This window comes from uncultured Maribacter sp., assembly GCF_947500985.1.
Lineage (GTDB): Bacteria > Bacteroidota > Bacteroidia > Flavobacteriales > Flavobacteriaceae > Maribacter.
Genome location: NZ_CANMTX010000006.1, coordinates 153692 through 174614, shown reverse-complemented (window position 1 = coordinate 174614; position 20923 = coordinate 153692). Strand labels below are relative to the sequence as shown.

The window sequence follows — 20923 nt, the reverse complement described above, 5'->3', positions numbered from 1 at the left end:
AAACTTACATATATTTTTTAATCCCTATGTAGCGTCTTACAATAAATTTAACCATTATCAGGGCGATATAATCCCTAACACATATGAAAATAAAATTCTTTAGTATTTCTTTAGTATTATCGACAGCGTTATTACTTCTGTCTTTTACGGTGTCTGATGAGGAAATCAAATCTGATGATCCTTTTATTGTTGTGCTTGATGCAGGGCACGGTGGTCATGATCCTGGTAATTTAGGAAATGGCTATTTAGAGAAAAAAATAGCCTTAAATATCGTTTTGAAAGTAGGTGAAATACTTTCTAAGAATAAAGATATTAAAGTTATATACACTCGTAAAGACGATACGTTTATTGATTTATACGTTAGGGGAGAGGTAGCAAATAAAGCAAATGCAGACTTGTTTGTATCGGTGCATTGCGATTCTCACACTTCAGATGCGCATGGTGCAGGTACCTTTGTATTAGGTCTTCATGCCAACAAGCAAAATTTTGAAATAGCGAAGAAAGAAAACTCGGTAATTTATTTAGAGGATAATTACGAGAATAGATATGCCGATTACGACATTAATTCTCCAGAATCTGTTATCGGACTAACTATTATGCAAGAAGAATTTTTAGATCAAAGTGTAGCTTTGGCGACAATGATTCAAGAGAATTTTTCTAGTAAGTTAAAAAGAACAGATAGGAAAGTGAAGCAAGCGGGTTTTATTGTTTTACATCAAACTTTTATGCCAAGTGTTTTAGTTGAAACAGGATTCTTAACCAATAAAGATGAAGGGGCTTATTTAAACTCGACTAAGGGGCAGAATGATATGGGCGAGGCAATTGCTAAGGCAATATTACATTATAAAGAAGGTGTTCAACCAACAGTGAAATCTGTAGCTACTGCAGTTACTGAGCCTAAGGCACCACCAGTACAGGAGGTAGTAGAAGAAAAGGTTGAAGAAAAAAAGGAAATTGTTGCCGAACCTATCAAAGAGGTAGTTGCCGAAGTAAATGAGCCAAAAGAAATTATTTCGACACCTAAAGTTGAAGAGGTTAAAGAAACTGTTCCAGAAGTACCTGTAGTAAAGGTAAAAGAAGCAATTAACGAAAAAGAAGTGGCGAATTCTATTGTTTTCAAAATTCAATTGATGGCAAGCAGTAAAAATGTAGCTTTAAGTTCTAGTAATTTTAAAGGTCTTTCGAATCTTTCTCAAGAACCTTTTAAGAACTTGTATCGTTATATGTATGGTGAAACAAGGTCATATAGAGAGGCTAAAATGATGCAGTCTCAAGCTCAAGAAAAAGGGTATGCAACTGCTTATATAGTCGCCTATAAATTAGGTGAGAGAATTCCGATTCAAGATGCTATTGACGAGGTTTCTAATTTTACACCATAAAGTGTAAATATTATTCATAATTTTGAGAGTACTAAAAATATAATTGCTTGAAACTATCTAGAGAATTAAAAACAGGAATTATTGTTATTGGTGGCATATTACTGTTCATCATGGGATTCAGCTATTTAAAGTCGACTCCACTTTTTGATAATAGTAAAACATTTTTTGCTGTATACCCAAATGTTGGCGGTTTGCAATCGGGTACTACTGTCTCTATTAACGGCTTTAGCGTCGGTAAGGTTAACGATATTAAATTTTTAGATGATAAGGGGAATTTGTTAGTGACATTTACAGTTGGTAATAAATTTAAATTTTCTAAAAATAGTACCGTTGAATTATATGATACTGGTATAATAGGAGGCAAGGGGCTACAAATTAAACCAATTTTTGATGAAGCATTGGCACAATCTGGCGATACGTTACGTACGGAAACCAGACCGGGTATTACAGATTTGGCACAGCAAAAGCTAAATCCGTTAGTACGTAAAGTAGAATCTGCTATATCTGGTGCAGATTCTGTTTTGGTCAATGTAAATTCTGTTTTAGATGAAAAAACTAAGAAAGAACTGAAAGAGGTTATTGGAGGGTTAAATACTTTAATTACTAACTTGAATACTAGTGCCACTCAAATTAATTCTGTTTTAGATGGTAATAAAGAAAAGCTGAATAGCTCATTCGAAAACTTTGAACAGTTAACTGCTAATTTTGCAAAGCTTTCAGATTCTTTAAATTCTGCGGGACTTGGTAGAACTTTGGCAAGTCTAGAATCTACTATGGCTAGTTTAGATAAGGTGACAGAAAGAATTGAGAATGGAGATGGGTCACTTGGATTACTTATGAACGACAAGGAATTGTATGGTAACTTAAATAACGCGTCTCGCGAACTAGACTTATTATTACAAGATTTTCGTTTAAATCCGAAGAGGTATGTGAATGTTTCTGTTTTTGGTAAAAAGCAGAAAGATTACGAAGTACCAGAAGATGATCCAGCGGCAAATTCAATTGAGAAGTAAAGAAGATTAATTTATATGCAATATCTCCCTAATATTATTTTTGTAATCCTGCTAATAGTAGGTGTTGGTTTCTTTGTAAAGAATGTTTCAAAGTTGAAACGGAATATTTTTTTAGGTAAAGATGCTTCGGTAACAGATAATAAACCACAACGTTGGAAAAACATGGCAAAGATTGCTCTCGGGCAATCTAAAATGGTGGTGCGCCCAATTGCTGGAGCACTGCATATTATTGTTTATGTTGGTTTTGTTATTATAAACATCGAAGTTCTAGAAATTATTTTAGATGGTATTTTTGGTACGCACAGAATGTTTGCCGTATTAGGACCTGTATATGATTTCTTAATCGGATCATTCGAGGTTTTAGCATTGTTGGTTATAATAGCTGTTGTAGTTTTCTGGATTAGAAGGAATGTAATAAAATTAAAGAGATTCTTTAAACCTGAAATGGAAGGATGGCCTAAAAAAGACGGGAATCTTATTCTTTATATAGAGCTTGTACTAATGATTTTGTTTTTGACCATGAACGGTGCAGATTACCAATTGCAACAGATGGGCGCAGATCATTATGCAGCAGCAGGGTCCTTTCCTATTAGTAGTTTTATTGCTCCTATGTTTGAAGGGATGTCTATTTCTACATTAGTATTAATAGAACGTACCGCTTGGTGGGTACATATTGCAGGAATTTTATTTTTCCTTAATTATTTATATTACTCAAAACACCTTCATATTCTTTTGGCTTTCCCAAATACTTATTACGGTAAGTTGACACCTAAAGGTCAGTTTAGAAATTTACAGTCTGTTACAGATGAAGTTCGTATGATGATGGATCCAGATGCAGATCCTTATGCAGAACCGGCAGAAGATGCTGCTGTTCCAGATAAGTTTGGTGCGTCAGACGTACAGGATTTAAGTTGGGTACAATTACTAAATGCATACACATGTACAGAATGTGGTCGTTGTACTAGTGAGTGCCCTGCAAATCAGACCGGAAAAAAATTATCTCCGCGTAAAATTATGATGGATACCCGTGATCGTTTAGAGGAAGTGGGTAAGAATATAGATGCTAATAATGGTGAGTTTAAAGATGATGGTAAGCAATTACTGAACGATTTTATTACTCCCGAAGAATTATGGGCATGTACATCTTGTAATGCCTGTGTTGAGGCTTGCCCCATTAGTATTGATCCTCTTTCTATTATTATGGATATGAGACAGTATTTGGTTATGGAACAATCTGCAGCTCCTACAGATTTGAATAATATGATGGGTAATATAGAGAATAATGGAGCACCTTGGCCATTTAACCAAATGGACCGTTTAAATTGGAGTAAAGAATCTTAAAGATAGATATGGCAAGTGAATTAAAAGTGCCTACAATGGCAGAATTTTTTGCGTCGGGAACCGTACCTGAAGTTTTGTTTTGGGTGGGTTGTGCTGGTAGTTTTGATGATAGAGCAAAGAAAATAACCAAAGCCTTTGTAAAGATTTTGAACAAGGCTAATGTGTCTTTTGCGGTACTTGGTACAGAAGAAAGTTGTACGGGTGACCCTGCAAAACGTGCTGGTAATGAGTTTTTGTTTCAGATGCAAGCAGTGACTAACATAGAGGTGCTGAACGCTTATGATATAAAAAAAATAGTAACAGCATGCCCGCATTGTTTTAATACGATAAAAAATGAATACCCTGGTTTAGGAGGTAATTATGAAGTTGTACACCATACACAATTTCTTAAAGACTTACTGAACGATGGCAGAATTTCTATGGAAGGCGGTAACTTTAAGGGTAAACGCATTACATTTCATGACCCATGTTATTTAGGTAGAGCAAACGGCGTATACGAAGCACCAAGAGATTTAATTAGAAAACTAGATGCCGAGCTTATTGAAATGAAAAGCTGTAAGCAGAGAGGTCTTTGTTGTGGTGCTGGTGGCGCACAAATGTTCAAGGAACCTGAAAAAGGTGATAAGGATGTAAATATTGAGCGTACAGAGCAAGCATTAGAGACAAAACCAGAAATTATTGCGGCAGGTTGCCCATTCTGTAACACGATGATGACAGATGGGGTTAAGAATAAAGAAAAAGAAGGTGATGTTCAGGTAATGGATATTGCAGAGATGATTGCGACGGCCGAAGATTTATAATAGTTAAAAAATTAAAATTTGCTAGTAGAATTTAAGACATTACCAGAAACTGCAAGAGTTTGGATATATCAATGTAACCGTTCATTTTCTGAAAAGGAAATAGCCGAAATTGGTTCAGATTTAGATACTTTTTTAACTTCATGGACCGCACACGGTAATGATTTAAATGCAGGCTATGAAATAAAGTATAGACGATTTATAGTAATAGCTCTTGATCAAACGACCCAAGGGGCTACTGGTTGCTCTATTGATGCTTCTGTGCGTTTTATACAGGCTTTAGAAAAGAAATATGATGTCCTTTTATTAGATAAAATGAACGTTTCATACAAACAAGGTGAGTTTGTAGCCTACAAAAGTTTAATTGATTTTAAGGCTATGGCGAAACAAAAGGCGATTTCTAAAAATACAATTGTATTCAACAATCTGGTTACCAATAAAGGAGAGTATCTTGAGCATTGGGAAGTACCTGCTTCAGAGAGTTGGCATGCTCGTTTCCTTTAACATAATTTCTTCTTAAGTACCAGATTTTATTGGGTTTTATCGATGAAATGCAATAATTTCAATCCATAATAGTTATCTCAGTACATATATTTTTATGCGCTATATTTTTATTCTTATTTGTGGATTGTTTTGCTGTTCAAGTTTACTGGCTCAAAACCCCTTAGTAACCAAAGACAGTACTGCTCAACAACGTTGGGTAGATGCGCAGTATGGTCAAATGAGCTTGGATCAAAAGTTGGGTCAGCTATTTATGGTCAGTGTTGCCTCTAATCAAAGTAAGCAAGCTACGAATCTAATAAAGGATTTAATACTTAAAGAGAACCTGGGTGGTGTTATCTTTTCTAAAGGCGGACCTGTTAGACAAGCAAAACTTACAAATGATTATCAAGCTGCTTCAAAAATTCCATTACTTATTGGAATGGATGCTGAGTGGGGACTTTCTATGAGATTAGATTCTACCTATGCATTTCCTTGGAATATGACTTTGGGGGCTATTCAAGATAATTCGATTGTAGAAAAAGTAGGATATCAAATAGGTGAGCATGCTAAACGTTTAGGAGTGCAAATTAATTTTGCCCCAGATTTAGATATCAATACAAATCCGAAAAATCCTATTATTGGAAATCGTTCTTTTGGTGAGAATAGAGATAATGTTGTTGATAAGGGAATTGCTTTTGTCCGAGGTATGGAAAGCGCTGGGGTATTGGCAAATGGGAAGCATTTTCCTGGTCATGGTGATACAGAAGTAGATTCTCATCATAATTTACCGGTAATTCCTTTCTCAAGAAAAAGACTGGATAGCTTAGAACTATATCCGTTTAAGAAATTAATCAGTTCAGGTTTAAGTAGTATAATGGTAGCTCACTTAGAGGTTCCTGCACTTGAAATGAAAAAAGGGATGCCTTCTTCTTTATCGGAGCAAATCATATCCGGAATTTTAAAGGAAGAATTAGGTTACGAGGGATTAATTTTTACCGATGCCCTAAATATGAAAGGGGTTTCTACAAAAGGAAAAGACGGTAGCGTTGAGTTAGATGCATTTATGGCAGGTAACGATATGTTATTAATGCCAGAGAATATTGTAAGTGCAAAAGAAAAATTAACCAAAGCCTTCGAAAAGGGTAAGTTGTCTGAAGAGCGTTTGGCTTATTCTGTCAAAAAAATATTACAGGCAAAATATAAGGCTGGTTTAAATAAATATAAGCCTGTACAAATAGAAAACTTATATGAAGATTTAAATAGCCTTGAAGATGATATTATTTATGAGCAAGCTATAGAAAATGCGATTACCGTTGTAAAGAATAAGCTAGATATATTATCTATCAAGAATTTAGATAATAAGAAGATTGCTTATGTGAAAATAGGCGATTCTGATAACGAGGCTTTCATAAAAGGATTGAAGAATTATGCCGATGTTACTGTGGTTGAGGCGAATGATATAAATTCCTTGAAAGCTAAACTTAAAGATTTCAATTTAATTATTGTTGGGCATCATAAGAGTAATGAAAGTCCCTGGAAATCATATAAACTTTCTACTAAAGAATTAAACTGGCTGCAAGCAATTGGCAGCGAACGTACTTCTAATCTTATACTTTGTGTTTTTGCCAAGCCATATGCTTTATCAGATATCAAATCATATGATACAATCGATGCTGTGGTAATGTCTTATCAGAATAGTGATATAGCACAAGAAAAAACTGCAGAAGTATTATTTGGAGCGGTAAGTGCTACCGGTAAATTGCCTGTTAGTGCCCATCAAGAATTTCCTGTAAATACAGGAGTGCAAGTTAAATCTTTAAGTAGATTGGGATATAGTATTCCAGAGCGTGTTGGTATGAGCTCAAAAGGACTTAGAGAAATAGATGAGTTAATGAGTCATGGTTTAGATAGTTTAATGTTTCCTGGTGCTCAAGTTTTAGTTGCTCGAAAGGGAAAAGTAATCTATCAGAAAAGCTTTGGTAAACCCACATTCGACAGCAAAGAAAAGATTACCAATGATTATATATATGATTTGGCTTCTTTGACAAAAATATTAGCCACATTACCAATGGTAATGAAAATGGAGGAAGAAGGCAGAATAGGTTTGAACAATACTTTTGAAGAATTGGTGCCGAATTATTCTAACACCGAAATTAAAAATGTTACCGTTTTAAAAGCACTTTCGCATTATGGGCGTTTGCCTGCATGGATTCCTTTTTACATTAATACATTGGACGAAAATAAAAAGCCTTCAGGTGAATTTTATAGAAATTCGCCATTACCCGGTTTTTCAACTAAAGTATATGATAACCTGTATTTAGCAGATGCGTACAAAGACTCAATTTATAATAGAATTGGTAGACAAGATTTAAAGTCTAATAGATACCGTTACAGTGACGTACCGTATTATGTAATGAAAAAGGTTGTTGAAGAAAGTTATGGTCAAAGGCTAGACGGATTAACAAATAATTTTCTTTATAATAGAATAGGGGCAAACCACACCTCATATAATCCTTTAGAGAAATTTGATAAAAATATGATTGTTCCTTCTGAGGAAGATAACTATTATAGATATGGTACCGTACAAGGTTACGTTCATGATATGGGTGCTGCAATGCAAGCAGGCGTCGGTGGGCATGCCGGACTCTTTAGTAACTCTAATGACATTGCCAAGATTATGCAAATGTACCTTCAAGATGGATATTATGGAGGTACTAAGTTTTTCGATTCTAGAACGGTTAAAAAATTCAATACCTGTTATTTTTGTGATAACAATGTGCGTAGGGGAGTAGGGTTTGATAAACCACAGTTACAGCACAGTGGTCCGACCTGTGGTTGTGTTTCTAGAAAAAGTTTTGGGCACAGTGGTTTTACAGGAACGTATACTTGGGCTGATCCAGAAGAAGAAATTGTCTACGTATTTTTATCCAACAGAACATATCCATCTGCATCTAACACACTTTTAGTTAAATCTGGGTTAAGAACTAGAATTCAACAGGCTATTTACGATTCAATTCTGAATTAAAAAAGTTAGTTTTGTTGTAATGAAAATAGCAATAGTATGTTACCCTACCTTTGGTGGTAGTGGTGTTGTCGCAACAGAATTAGGAATTGCACTGGCTAACAGAGGTCATGAAATTCATTTTATTACCTATAAGCAACCTGTTCGTTTAGAGTTGTTGAGTAATAAAATATTCTTTCATGAAGTTCATGTGCCAGAATATCCACTGTTTCACTATCAGCCTTATGAACTTGCATTATCTAGCAAGTTAGTTGATACTATTAAGCTTCATAAAATAGATTTACTACATGTGCATTATGCTATTCCGCATGCATATGCTGGGTACATGGCAAAGAAAATGCTAGAAGAAGAGGGTATTTATGTACCTATGATTACCACATTGCATGGTACCGATATTACTTTAGTAGGTAAACATCCTTTTTATAAACCAGCTGTTACTTTTAGTATCAATCAATCTGATGTTGTTACTTCGGTTTCTGAAAGTTTAAAACAAGGTACTTTAGATACTTTTGACATAAAAGGCGAAATAGAAGTTATCCCTAACTTTATAGATGCTAAAAAATATAGTACATCTTTTACAGATTGTCAAAGGTCTAACATGGCAACTGAAGGTGAACGAATAGTTACGCACATAAGTAATTTTAGAAAAGTAAAACGTATACCTGATGTCGTCAAGATATTCAGTAAAATTCAACTTCAAATTCCTTCTAAATTAATTATGGTCGGCGAAGGTCCTGAGAAAGAAGGTGCAGAACGCTTGTGTGAAGAATTAGGTATAGCAGATAAGGTTATATTTTTAGGTAATAGTAATGAGATAGATAAGATTTTATGCTTTTCAGATTTATTCTTATTACCGTCAGAGACAGAAAGTTTCGGACTAGCAGCTTTAGAAGCTATGATAAACAAGGTTCCTGTTATTTCTAGTAACGCGGGTGGTATACCAGAAGTGAATACAGAAGGCGTTAGCGGATTTTTAAGTGATGTAGGTGATATTAATGATATGGCCGCGAAAGCAATTACTATTTTAAAGAATGATAACGTTTTAGAACGGTTTAAACTGAATGCCTTAAAAGAAGCACAACGTTTTGATATTCAGAAAGTGGTTCCGCTTTATGAAGAAGTATATGAAAGGGCTTATAAAGGTAGATTTAAAAATGTTTAAATATTTTCCTTGTTTTTTTCTATTGGCTTTAATTCAGCTGAATTCTTGTAAGGGTACTGCCCAAAGTAGTTTACAAGAAACTAATCATACAGGTATGGAACTTATCTTAAATGAAAATTATAGCGGATTTGAACAAGAAGAGTATCTTTTAATAAAGAATCAAAAAGAATTAAATGCTTTTTATGGTAAAATAAACCGTACAAGAAAACCAGGATTGACTCCGCCTTCAATAGATTTTAGTACCGAAATGATTCTCATTTGGTGTGGCGACAGTACAGCTTCTAATTATGCTGATTTAGAATTGAACGAGAAGGCTGATTATTTACAAGTTCATAAGCTTAAAACTACAGCATCTAAAGAAGAAAATAGTTTTATTGTAAGTCCATTCAGCATATATAAGTTGCCTTTAAGTACAAAAAATCTCAAAATTATAAAGTAATTAGTCGATAATAATTCTACATTCGACTATCAAACGATTTTAATTGCTGTACACGGTAATTATTTGTCAACCTCCTCATCTACAACTAATTTTACATTTTATAACCCCAAATTTATAATTATGAAAACTACTACTGTTTTTAGTTTTTTATTACTATTTCTGATTACTTCTGTCACTTTTGCTCAAGATGAATTTCAAATAACGGCAAAAGATAGTATTGTGCAGAGTTCATGGATTTTCGGTGTAGGTTTAAATGCTGTCGATGATTCGGGTAACGTTTTTGACGGACTTTTTAATTTTGGAGATGAATGGAATTTTGTTCCTTATCCATCGAGAGTAAGTATTGGAAGGTATTTTAAAAGTGGTTTGGGTCTAGAAGCTATTGGAACTTATAATAAATATAAAGAAGGGAAAAATGTTGATGGAGAAATAATAGCGGAAAACATCAGTTATTTTGGCTTAGATGGTAGAATAACGTATGATTTAAATAAAATTATTGGTGAAACTGCTTGGTTTGATCCTTATGTTGGCATAGGCGCTGGTTATACAGATGCAAACAATCGAGGAAGAGGTACATATAATGCTGTAGTAGGTTTTAGAACATGGTTTTCTGACAGATGGGGGTTAGACCTTAATGCAACTGGTAAATGGGCTATGAGTGAAGCAGAAGGTGTTTCTAATCACATACAGTATGGGGCAGGAGCTGTTTATCAATTCGGTATTGAAAAAGGACTCTCTAAAAGAGGTGAAGAGAATTTAGAATTGTTAGCCGCAATTGCAAAAGAGAAACAACGTCAAACAGATTCTATTAATGAGGTTAATCGTTTAAAAGACGAAGCCTTACTGGCAGAAAGACTAAAGAAACAACAAGAAGCAGATGCACTAGCTGCTGCTGAGAAAGCCAAAGTTGATGCTATCAATAAACGTAAAGCAGAAATAAAATCTAAAATTGAAAATTTAGGTAATGTTTACTTTGACTTGAATTCATCATACGTAAATTCTTCATCAAAAATAGTTTTGGATTCTTTGGCCCAAGTATTAAAGAAAATTCCAACATTAAAATTAAAGATTACTTCTCATACCGATTCTCGAGGAACATCTAAATATAATGACTGGCTATCTCAACGAAGAGTAGATAAAACTAAGGCTTACATGATTTCTAAAGGTGTTTCTGAAGATAAATTAACTACAGAGGCATATGGGGAATCTATGTTATTAAATGAATGTGATGACAATACCTATTGTCCAGAAGAGAAGCATGCGGTAAATAGACGATCTGAATTTGTTATACAAGAATTCTAATAAGGAATATATTTTATATAAAGCCCCTTTAGTAATTACTTTACTATAGGGGCTTTTTTATTTTAAACATTTAAAAGTGCAGAATTAAATGGTAAGATAGTTTAACCAACAGAAAATGTGAATACCTCAGAGGTAGATTCATTACCAATACTATCTTTGGTTACAATTTTCCAATAATAGATTTTGCCAGCCTCAACAGGTATATCATTAAATCTCGTTTCTGTCACATCAATTCCATAAAGTTCTGGGTCCTTTACTTCTCCAAAATATAAATCATAAGACACGATATCGTTGTCAGGATCCTCTGATTTCCAGATTAGATTAACCAATGTACTTGTTTGCGAGATTGATGCACCGGAAACGGGTGAAATAGCCGTCGCAGGATATGGAATAGTAGATTCTAAGCCTGGACCTTCGTTGTAGAAACTCCAAATTTCACTGCTGCTATTTATTTTTCCGGTTACATACCACGAATAAGCTACACCTCGGTCTAGTGTTATAGCAACATCGGTATCATCACTTGCAATTAATTCTGTTCGAGAGCTTAAGAGATTTGTTAAATAGACAGTGTATGGACTATTATCATTTTCATCTGACCATTCAAATACGAGCTCGCTTTGTGTATCTGAAACAATAATACCTTCTGTACATTCTGAGTCATCTTCAGGAAAAATAAGCGTGATATTTATTTGATCTTTGGAGTATTCCAAAACATCTGAATCTACACCGCACGATTGTATTGTTAATATTAGGAAAACTAAAAATGCGCTTTTTTTCACTGTTTTAAAAATTTGAAGGATTTATTGAAGTTATCATTCTTCAATCTTAAAAAATAAATACCAGAGCCTAGTGAGCTAGTATTGATTTCAATGATTGATTGTTCAACTTTATAGTCGTTAGAATGTACTAAAACTCCTGCTTCTGTAAAAATAGCTATTTCAATCTTATCTATTGTAAGAGTTTTTAAATCTATTGATAGACTATTACCTACCGGATTAGGATAAATTATTGCAGTAGTTCCTAAATATATCGTTTCTTCAAATTTCCCTTGGCAAAGTTGATTTGTACTAACGCTAATAGTATTAGTTTCATCTAATAACGGTAGGTTGATTTGTTCTTTTTCAGTTTGAAAAATTTTACCGTTTACTTCAACGGTGTATTCATTGGCGCCACTCATTTTTAAGTTTACACTATTGGTCAAAGCATCGAGTTCTAACAATACACTTAAGGGTAAAGGCTCGGTAATAATTATTTTAGAACAATTTTGATAATTTGTTGATGTCGTAGAAGAGATACATAGATTATATTCCCCTTTTGCTAAGTCTAAAATAGTTAGCGTTTCTGTGAAGCCAATAGCTCTATTTTCACCTTCACCAGTAATAGAAGCATTAAATTCTTCATCGTTTAATGATTCAATGAATATAGATCCGTTATTGGAACTAATACAAGAAGTACCAGTTGAAGTAATTTTAAATTGATTTGCAGGATATGATGTTACCGTACATCCATTTTCATTCACTATTTCACCAATAGGAGTATTCGAGCAAATATCGTCTACGTTTAATATACCGTCGCCATCATAATCATCATCATTGTTATCAGCTGTTATTGTTAATATGAAATCTGTAGTGCAACCTTCTGACGTTGTAAAAATATATGTCCCAGATTGTGAAGTATTTGTGTTCTCTATTACATAATCATTATTTACGACGGAACCTCCAGGTAAAGTGATGGTAAAAGAAATGTCATTAGGTAAAATGCTTAAGGTTATGGCATCTCCTTCAGCTATAGTTACGTTGTTGCTTTTACTATCCCATGTGTCATCAATCAAATATTCGGGTGTTACACTTTCGTCAGTGCAAAAAACTTCTCCCCATATTCCAATGTTATTCGCATTGATATTTCCTGCAGTACTAAAATTACCACCAACCAATAGCTCGGTTTCATTCTTAATAAACTGTATAGCATTAACTCTAGTATTTACCCCTACATTTGTAGCTGTGCCTAAAGCCTGCCAACCATTTTCCGTACTCCAGCGAGCAATATTGTTCACTACTTTGTCAACTGTACCGTTATCACTTGCAGTATCAAATGTACCACCAACATATATATAAGTTCCACTGCTGGTAATTGCGTTTACATTTCCACTTACTCCAGTTCCTAATGCTTCCCAAGTGTTATTGTTTTTATGGTACCGGGCTATTCTATTAACAGTTTTATCTCCGGCAATGGCAAAATTACCTCCAACATATAAATAGTCACCTGCAGAATTCATGGCTTCTACAAATCCACTAGTGCCAGAACCAAGTGCAGACCAATTAGAGCCGTTCCACTGAGCAATTCTTGAGGCCGACATGCCACCTGCAGTATCAAAATTTCCACCTACATAGACTGTATTATTATCGTCTATGTGTATGGATCGTACCTCATTATTTGTTCCAGAAATATTAGTGGAATTGTCGGTAAGTAAACCCCAGGCGTTATTTTCCCATTTTGAAATATTATTTGCATTTAACCCACCGGCAGAGGTAAACACACCACCTATAAATAAAACGCCGTTTTCATTAAGGGCTAATGTAGATACTGGTCCATTGGTACCAGAACTTAAAGCTGACCAAGAACTGCCGTTCCATTGAGCGATATTATTTACCTCAATTCCGTTGATGGTAGCAAAATCGCCTGCAATGTAGAGAGAACCATTATTAGCTATTGCAGTTGCCAATATTGTACCATCAATATCAACACCAAGTGAAGCCCACTCTTCGGTTGTATTTAAAGTCGCTAAATCTGATAGATTGATATTACCTGCAGAAGTAAAAGAACCGGCAATATAATTTAGACCATCTATTGAGCTTGAAATTGATTGTATTATTCCGTTGGTGCCAGAAGATAGTGATTTCCATTCTCCAATACCGTCAACAGGCGTGGTAACCGGACCTGAAATGTTTTCTGTTAATTTATATAATTTAGCGTCAGTACCATAATCTGAAAAATAAAGTTCGCCAGCTTCATCTTCGCCAAATGAGGAAATGAATTCTCCGTTGGTCTTAAAGAGAAATTCGTTAGTAGTATTTCCTGTACTGGTGTTATAATCTAAAGCCCACACACGACCAGAAACATAATCGCCATAAATATATTTGTTCTTTAAATTATTATTGGTCAATGAGCCTTTATAGGTGTAGCCACCAGTAATTGAAACATCTGATGCACTGTGATCATATAAGAATATGGGCTTAATATCGGGTGAGGTAGCAAGTATTGTTTCGCTGCCATAGCTAGGTTCTGTATTTGCCTCAAATCTGTTCCATCCATAGTTACCACCTCTGGTAATAATATTTATTTCTTCGTATGAATTTTGACCCACATCTGATCCCCATAGATTACCTGTAAGGTCAAAAGAAAATTTCCAGGTGTTTCTAATACCCCAGGCATACAACTCATCTAATCCCGATTGGCCAACTCTTGGATTATCTGAAGGTATTTCATAATTACCATTTGGTAATTCTGGGTTTGTCTCAGTAGGGTTATTACCATCAAGATCAATGTCGATTCGAAGTAAACTTCCGAAAACTGTATTCAAGTTTTGACCATTACCCTGTGGGTCACCACCACCACCGCCATCACCAATAGAGATGTATAAATAGCCATCTGGACCAAAAGCAATTTTACCACCATTGTGATTGGAGTCTGATTGATTTTTGGTGAATTGTGCAATTATGGTTTCTGAATTAGGATCAATCAAGTTTGGATTGGAATTATCCACTTTATAGCGGGCAATATTAATTCTGTAATTGCTTGGCTGATCTATATAGTAGACGAAAACATAACCGTTGGTAGTATAGTTAGGGTGAAAGGCAAGACCTAAAAGTCCAATTTCTTGACCTGCGCTATAGGATACTATTGAAGAAATATCTAAAAATGTAGTTTGTTCTTCTAGGGTAACATTGGCTTTATTTGGAAATACTTTTATAAGCCCTTGCTGTTCTACGACGAACATTCGGTTAGTGCCATCAACGCTACCTTGTATTTCAGTCGAAAAATTAAATGAGAGATTAGGAAAGGCATTTTCATATGATAGTTCTTGACTATGGGCGTATGAAAATATCCAAAAGAATAATATTAATAAAAAATGCTTGTGATTAACCATGAAATATTCGGGGGAATTGATATTAAAATCATTAAATATTACTGCGGTTTAGTCTATGGTTAACAGTAAACTACGCGAAAGTAATAAATAAAGCGATTTAAATAATAAATTTACTCGAAGCGGTTAAAATAAAATTGAAAGAGGTTACTAGTAATATCCTATCTTAATAATTCATATAAAAATTAAAATTATACTCTTTTAGAATAGCAACTTATGAGCTCTGCTTAATAAGATTAGGTTTCATTTTTCTATTAATAAATATATGCAAGACAATTAGTACTAAAACAAGAGGTATGGTAGTTAGCAATTGAAGTGATAGATTTTCATGTATTACCATTAATACGATAATATTTACTAAAAGCTGAACTATAGCGTAGCCGCCTGCAACAGTTAAGTGCTTTACCGATTTTAGATGTACAAGATTTTGATATAGATGACTCTTATGTGGTTTAAGAATATTTTCTTTTTTTAATAATCTTGAAATGATAGTAACTCCACCATCAACCAAATAAACCGAGACAAACATGAATGGAAGTGGTGAATTCATTTTAAACGAAAACAACAAGAGTAAGAATGTAACGAATACACCAATAGATATACTACCAATGTCACCTGCAAAGAAAATTGCTTTTTTTCTAAAATTAAAGAAACCAAAAACTACTATACCTAATATACCAAAAACTAAAATTTGATAATCGATAATGTTAGTTGAGTAATTTAAATATAAAACGGTCAATAATACGCTTAACGAATAAAAACCGGTTATACCATTAATGCCATCCATGAAATTGTAAATGTTTACAATGCCTAGGCAGAATATTAATAAAGGAATAATTATAAAAATAGAATTCCCAAAAAGGTTTAATTGATAAAAAACCAATGCTACCGCAATGATTTGTGTTCCAAATCTACTCAACGTGCCCAGTGTTTTTAAATCATCAATAAAACTAATAAGAGCAACTAAGAATATAGCAGTAAATAGGTAGGGTAGAGGTAAAGACTGGCTGAAAAAATATATAAATATTGATATAACAAATAGAATACCACCTCCTCTAATAGTTTTTAGCGTGTGTGAACTTCTATGATTAGGCACATCTTCAATTCCAAATTTCTGTGCTAGTTGTATGTACAAATAGGCACAAAAAATTAGAATTAAAAATGTGATTACAAAAAGAGTAATTGAACTCATTTATTTTAACTTTTTTAAAAGTTCTTTTAGTTAGAAACGTATATTTCTAAAAATCAATGATTAGCGTTCAACAACGATATTCTCCATTACTAAAACATCCATAGCTGTTCTTTCAAAACAAGAATAGGCTTCAGCCGGAGTATTTACTATAGGTTCATTTTCGTTAAATGAAGTATTTAGAAGGATAGGTACCCCTGTCTTTTTTCTAAATGCCTCTATTAAGTTGTAATACCTAGGTGATACATCTTTATCAACGCTCTGTAATCTTCCAGTACCATCAACGTGTGTAACTGCAGGTATCTCTGCATGCTTTTCTTTTTTAATAGGAAATACTTTTTCCATAAAAGGAACATTTTGGTCGTATTCAAAATACTCACCTACATATTCTTTCAATATAGAAGGTGCAAAAGGTCTAAAGCTCTCTCTTCGCTTAATTTTTAAGTTTAAGAGTTCTTTTGCCTGTTCGTTACGTGGATCTGCAATAATAGATCTGTTACCAAGTGCTCTTGGTCCAAATTCAGCTCTACCTTGATACCACCCTACAACCGAAGGAACAATTAACTTATCTGAAATATAGTCGTAAAGTTCGGCATCTTCCATTTTTTTATAAGAAACACCTTTGCTCTTTAAATAAGCCTCAATTTCATCATTACTGAAATGTGAACCTGTTGATGCAGATTTTTGTTCACCTGCCCTTGGGAAGTCTAACGTTTGATTATAGTGGTATAACGCAGACCCCATAGAAATACCAGCATCATGACCAGCAGATGGTATATAAAGATTATCAAAGTCTGTATTTGCAATTATTTTTCCGTTTGCAACAGAGTTTTGTGCAACCCCACCGGCAATGCAGATATTCTTACTTCCTGTAGCTTTTTGTAAATGATTTGCCATATGGAAAATGACATCTTCTGTAGCTACCTGTACAGATTTTGCTAAATCTTTATGGTATTGTGTTAACTCTCCTTTTGGATCTCTAGGTGTACCAAAAAGCTCTTCGAACTTTTTAGTAAAGAAAGGTTCAACAATAGGTTGATTGTTCTCATACAAAGCTTTTATTTCACCGAAATATTGCTTCTTCCAAGTCCAAAGACCTTTGTCCTTAAATTTTAATAACTTCTTTACTTTATCTACATATTTAGGTTCTCCATAAGGGGCTAAACCCATTACTTTATATTCATCACCATAATGTGGGAAACCTAAAAAGTGAGTAAATGCCGTGTACAGAAAACCTAACGAAACTGGGTAGTCGATAGAATCTAAAACTTCTATTTTATTCCCTTTTCCATAAGCAAACATTGTGGTCGTAAAATCACCGGATCCGTCAATTGATATTATTGCAGATTCTTCAAATGGGCTAGCAAAGAAAGCTGATGCTAAGTGAGCTCTATGATGTTCTACATTAATTAATTTGGCATTGATAATATCTTGAGGAATATTAAACGCATTTTCAAATTGTTCGGCCATAGAAGAAATATCTTTTCTATTTTCCCAACGATTTTTTAATAATGAAGTACCTGTCTTTAAATTGGTAAGTGCATAAAGTGCCTTCTTATCAATTTTAGCTTTAGGATCTCTACCTAAGGTGATATAATCTACTTCTTCTAAAGTAGTATTAGCCTCTTTTAAACAAAACTTAATAGCCTCGGCAGGGAAGCCTGCCCAATGTTTTATTCTTGTAAAACGCTCTTCTTCTGTAGCGGCAATTAATTTACCATCAACAAATATTGCTGCTGAAGAGTCTGCGTGATGTGTGTTTAATCCTAAAATTATCATTATTTATAGTTTTAAAATGGTCTTATCTTAATTAATCCATAAGTCAACGTTCGTAACTACTCCATTCGGTTTCCAACCTATTGCACTAGCTTTATTTGAACTGAACGTTAAATCAGTTGTCATTTGTTTTAATTTTTTTGTTGAAAAAGGAGCTTCTTTTTTTAATATTAGTTCAATGAAATCTCCAGTTTTCGCAATTCCTTTGGCTAACCAAAGAGGCATATTCTTTACTTTTTGTTTATTCTTAGCTTTTGAAATAACATCTGATAGTTGATTGAAACTAGCATCAAAACCATCTGTTAAATTATATACTCCACCAATAGATATTAGATCTGTTGAAAAATTTGCCAAATCCTCCGCTAAAACTACAGATCGTTTTGCTTTTCCGTCCGCAATATTAAAATACCGTCCCTTTTCAATTCCGGTAATCATCTTACCTAAATTGCCAGGTGCATTTTTACCTATTATCAATGGGGGTCTTATAATTGAAATCGTAATATTTTCTTTTAATCCCCATTCTGTAATTATTTTTTCAGCTTCAATTTTTGTTTTTCCGTAACTATCTGTGGCTTCTAAGTTGTTTTTTTCAGTAATATTTGATCCATGTTTAGCACCATAAACAGCAACGCTACTAATAAACATAAAACCTTTTATGTTTTTTTGGTTTAAACCCTTTAGTAGATTAGCTGTTCCTTTTACGTTTACATTGTAAAAATCCTCTTCATCTGCTTTACTTTTAGGAATACTATGTGCTTTTCCTGCTATATGAATAACATAATCAATGTCTTGATTAATTTTAGGTATTTCATCTTTGATATTACATTTTAAATCACTTTTTTCACCTCTTCCTAAGGTGAAAACCTCGTTTCCTTTCGCTTTCCAATGATTTACGAAATAGCTACCTAAAAATCCATTGCCACCTGTTATTAGAACTTTCATTTAAGAAATTGTTTTAATTTGGGTAGTAGTCTATATAAGGGGTATGCCGCTGAAACTTTTAAATCGTTTGCTTTAAACGCTTCAACACATTCTTTATTTCCTTGTAAAATATTTTTTAAACTTTTATTAGTGGCACCACCAAGCCTCATTCTAACCATGGGCGTTGGTAGGTAGGTACCTTTTATTTTATGTTTTTCTAAAAAGCGTAGCATTAATTCAAAGTCAGCGGCAAGACCAAAATTCAAATCAAAATATCCTAATTTTTTATAAATAGAATTTCTAACAAAAAATGATGGATGTGCAGGATGCCAACCTTTCTTAAACGCATTTTCTTTATACGGTCCTGTCACCCAATTTCTAACTACTTTATCAGTATTTAATTGTTCAACATAAACTAAATCTCCATACACACAATCAATGTTTGGATCTTCAAAAGCTTTTACGACACTTTGTATTACTTCATTGGAGTTATAAAAATCATCAGAGTTAAGAATACCTAATATATCTCCTTCTGCTAATTTCAAACCTTTGTTCATAGCATCATAAATACCATCATCTTTTTCTGATATGATTTTAGATACTCTGTTAGGCATATCTTCAATGATGGAAACGGTATTGTCTTTAGAATTACCATCAATTATAATATGCTCAATGTTGTCATAGACTTGATTATCGATACTGCTAACACAATCACTAATAAATTTAGAACTGTTATAAGTACCGGTTATAATGCTTACCAATGATTTTATATCTTGCTTTTCTATACTCATTACAAAATTGGTATAAACTTATTGGTTTATTAATTCTTTATAAAAGTCTAATGTTTTTTGAAATGTATTATTCCAAGTAAACCTTTTGACATTTTCTAACCCTTTTTGAACTAGATCATTTCTGTACTCTTCAACCAGTAATTGCTTAATATGTTCAGCAATAAGTTGCGGTGATTCTTCTTCTAAGAGAATACCACTTTCTTCTACAACTTCTGGTATTGAAGATGTATTCATCGCTATAACTGGACAACCTGCACTTTGGGCTTCTAAAAGCGGAAGACCAAAACCTTCGTACGATGAAGGGTAGACCAGACAAAGTGCTTGATTATAAAATTCATTAAGCTCTTCATTAGAAACACCATTAAAATGGATATAATCTTCAGTTTGTAATTTAGCTTTGATATAGGTCTGTTCTTTTTCGCTTAAAGGGCTACCTCCAATTATTGCTAAGGGCAGTCCACTTAGTTTACTGGCTCTAACTGTAAGATTAAAGTTTTTATATAAAGCCTTTCGGTCACCTACATATAATATAAATGGTCTACCATCAAAATATACTTTATCCTTTAATTCTTTTTTATCTATTTGGTAAAAATTAGTACCTACACCATGAGGAATGACAATAATTTTTTTATCGGCTAACTCAGGAAAAAAGTAGAGCATATCTCGTTTTGTATTTTCCGAAACACATATTATACCATCAGAATTTACTAATGCTTTTCTTTTTTGGTTTGTATGTGCATATAACTGTATGCCAGAGAAATAATGTTCATAAGTAAAATCATGAACCGTAGTGATATTTATATGTTTAGAGTTTCTAGAATAGCGATAGTAACTGGAATGAAAAATTGCTTTTTCACTCAGTTGGGCAAGCTTCGGATTGGTATATCTACCAACCAAACCTGGACTTTTGCCTAAGTGTTCAAAATTAGAAAGATTTAGCTCTTGTCTGAAAATATTAGAAGATTTTTCAGAATCATCAAATAGGTATATGTGTAAGCCCTCTTCTTTTTTAATTCTTTTTAAGATTTGGTACCAATAATTTGATATACCTCCAGCATCTTGTAAAGAAAATATAATGTTATCTAAAATTAAATTCATTAAAGGGACTTTTTCAATTTTCAATCGTTGATTTGAAAATGTTAGTTTTTTAATATATGGTTGATA

General features: G+C 33.6%; 16 protein-coding genes. 9 read left to right on the top strand and 7 right to left on the bottom strand.

The window, feature by feature from the left end:
* The first annotated feature begins 83 nt into the window (after positions 1–83).
* From Q0871_RS14325 to Q0871_RS14285, 9 genes are all read left to right on the top strand, one after another.
* On the top strand, positions 84–1379 hold the full coding sequence (locus Q0871_RS14325) for an N-acetylmuramoyl-L-alanine amidase (RefSeq protein WP_299325097.1): 1296 nt from the start codon (positions 84–86) through the stop codon (positions 1377–1379).
* A gap of 47 nt (positions 1380–1426) precedes the next feature.
* Positions 1427–2392 (top strand): MlaD family protein, encoded by a 966-nt coding sequence (locus tag Q0871_RS14320; RefSeq protein WP_299325095.1) that lies wholly within the window; start codon positions 1427–1429, stop codon positions 2390–2392.
* 15 nt (positions 2393–2407) lie between these two features.
* Entirely contained in the window at positions 2408–3733 is a 1326-nt protein-coding gene (locus tag Q0871_RS14315) for a (Fe-S)-binding protein (protein ID WP_299325092.1), read from the top strand.
* 8 nt (positions 3734–3741) lie between these two features.
* The gene (locus tag Q0871_RS14310; RefSeq protein ID WP_299325090.1) at positions 3742–4533 is read left to right on the top strand and encodes a (Fe-S)-binding protein; all 792 of its coding nucleotides are present in this window, start codon (positions 3742–3744) and stop codon (positions 4531–4533) included.
* 18 nt (positions 4534–4551) lie between these two features.
* Positions 4552–5034 (top strand): ABC transporter ATPase, encoded by a 483-nt coding sequence (locus Q0871_RS14305; protein ID WP_299325089.1) that lies wholly within the window; start codon positions 4552–4554, stop codon positions 5032–5034.
* 94 nt (positions 5035–5128) lie between these two features.
* Complete coding sequence (locus Q0871_RS14300) at positions 5129–8038, top strand: glycoside hydrolase family 3 N-terminal domain-containing protein (protein ID WP_299325086.1); 2910 nt, start codon at positions 5129–5131, stop codon at positions 8036–8038.
* Between the two features lie 19 nt (positions 8039–8057).
* A complete protein-coding gene (gene bshA, locus Q0871_RS14295) occupies positions 8058–9197 on the top strand; it encodes an N-acetyl-alpha-D-glucosaminyl L-malate synthase BshA (protein WP_299325083.1) in 1140 nt (379 codons plus the stop codon).
* Positions 9190–9636, top strand: coding sequence for a hypothetical protein (locus Q0871_RS14290; RefSeq protein WP_299325081.1), 447 nt, complete (start codon positions 9190–9192; stop codon positions 9634–9636). Before bshA ends, Q0871_RS14290 begins: the two co-directional genes overlap by 8 nt.
* A 120-nt stretch (positions 9637–9756) precedes the next feature.
* Positions 9757–10938, top strand: coding sequence for an OmpA family protein (locus Q0871_RS14285; protein WP_299325078.1), 1182 nt, complete (start codon positions 9757–9759; stop codon positions 10936–10938).
* Positions 10939–11039: 101 nt separating this feature from the next.
* Here Q0871_RS14285 and Q0871_RS14280 read toward each other — a convergent pair whose 3' ends face one another.
* From Q0871_RS14280 to Q0871_RS14250, 7 genes are all read right to left on the bottom strand, one after another.
* Positions 11040–11717, bottom strand: coding sequence for a hypothetical protein (locus tag Q0871_RS14280; protein WP_299325076.1), 678 nt, complete (start codon positions 11715–11717; stop codon positions 11040–11042).
* Positions 11714–15085: a PQQ-dependent sugar dehydrogenase gene (locus tag Q0871_RS14275; protein ID WP_299325073.1), complete on the bottom strand. Its 3372-nt coding sequence runs from the start codon at positions 15083–15085 to the stop codon at positions 11714–11716. Before Q0871_RS14275 ends, Q0871_RS14280 begins: the two co-directional genes overlap by 4 nt.
* 211 nt (positions 15086–15296) lie before the next feature.
* Positions 15297–16274 carry a UDP-GlcNAc--UDP-phosphate GlcNAc-1-phosphate transferase gene (locus Q0871_RS14270; protein WP_299325070.1) on the bottom strand — a complete coding sequence of 326 codons (978 nt, stop codon included), beginning with the start codon at positions 16272–16274 and terminating at the stop codon, positions 15297–15299.
* Between the two features lie 60 nt (positions 16275–16334).
* Positions 16335–18050, bottom strand: coding sequence for a carbamoyltransferase C-terminal domain-containing protein (locus Q0871_RS14265; protein ID WP_299325068.1), 1716 nt, complete (start codon positions 18048–18050; stop codon positions 16335–16337).
* A gap of 27 nt (positions 18051–18077) precedes the next feature.
* Positions 18078–18989 carry an NAD(P)-dependent oxidoreductase gene (locus Q0871_RS14260; protein WP_299325065.1) on the bottom strand — a complete coding sequence of 304 codons (912 nt, stop codon included), beginning with the start codon at positions 18987–18989 and terminating at the stop codon, positions 18078–18080.
* Complete coding sequence (locus Q0871_RS14255; RefSeq protein ID WP_299325063.1) at positions 18986–19759, bottom strand: glycosyltransferase family 2 protein; 774 nt, start codon at positions 19757–19759, stop codon at positions 18986–18988. The genes Q0871_RS14260 and Q0871_RS14255 overlap by 4 nt, the downstream gene beginning before the upstream one ends.
* 18 nt (positions 19760–19777) lie before the next feature.
* Positions 19778–20857 (bottom strand): glycosyltransferase family 1 protein, encoded by a 1080-nt coding sequence (locus tag Q0871_RS14250; protein ID WP_299325060.1) that lies wholly within the window; start codon positions 20855–20857, stop codon positions 19778–19780.
* Between the last annotated feature and the right edge of the window lie 66 nt (positions 20858–20923).

Bases quoted from the DNA above. Each gene is read 5' to 3' on its own strand.
- Q0871_RS14265 (WP_299325068.1), bottom strand. From the start codon at position 18,050: ATGATAATTTTAGGATTAAACACACATCACGCAGACTCTTCAGCAGCA.
- Q0871_RS14285 (WP_299325078.1), top strand. From the start codon at position 9,757: ATGAAAACTACTACTGTTTTTAGTTTTTTATTACTATTTCTGATTACT.
- Q0871_RS14300 (WP_299325086.1), top strand. From the start codon at position 5,129: ATGCGCTATATTTTTATTCTTATTTGTGGATTGTTTTGCTGTTCAAGT.
- Q0871_RS14310 (WP_299325090.1), top strand. From the start codon at position 3,742: ATGGCAAGTGAATTAAAAGTGCCTACAATGGCAGAATTTTTTGCGTCG.
- bshA (WP_299325083.1), top strand. From the start codon at position 8,058: ATGAAAATAGCAATAGTATGTTACCCTACCTTTGGTGGTAGTGGTGTT.
- Q0871_RS14325 (WP_299325097.1), top strand. From the start codon at position 84: ATGAAAATAAAATTCTTTAGTATTTCTTTAGTATTATCGACAGCGTTA.
- Q0871_RS14275 (WP_299325073.1), bottom strand. From the start codon at position 15,085: ATGGTTAATCACAAGCATTTTTTATTAATATTATTCTTTTGGATATTT.
- Q0871_RS14290 (WP_299325081.1), top strand. From the start codon at position 9,190: ATGTTTAAATATTTTCCTTGTTTTTTTCTATTGGCTTTAATTCAGCTG.
- Q0871_RS14250 (WP_299325060.1), bottom strand. From the start codon at position 20,857: ATGAATTTAATTTTAGATAACATTATATTTTCTTTACAAGATGCTGGA.
- Q0871_RS14315 (WP_299325092.1), top strand. From the start codon at position 2,408: ATGCAATATCTCCCTAATATTATTTTTGTAATCCTGCTAATAGTAGGT.
- Q0871_RS14270 (WP_299325070.1), bottom strand. From the start codon at position 16,274: ATGAGTTCAATTACTCTTTTTGTAATCACATTTTTAATTCTAATTTTT.
- Q0871_RS14255 (WP_299325063.1), bottom strand. From the start codon at position 19,759: ATGAGTATAGAAAAGCAAGATATAAAATCATTGGTAAGCATTATAACC.
- Q0871_RS14260 (WP_299325065.1), bottom strand. From the start codon at position 18,989: ATGAAAGTTCTAATAACAGGTGGCAATGGATTTTTAGGTAGCTATTTC.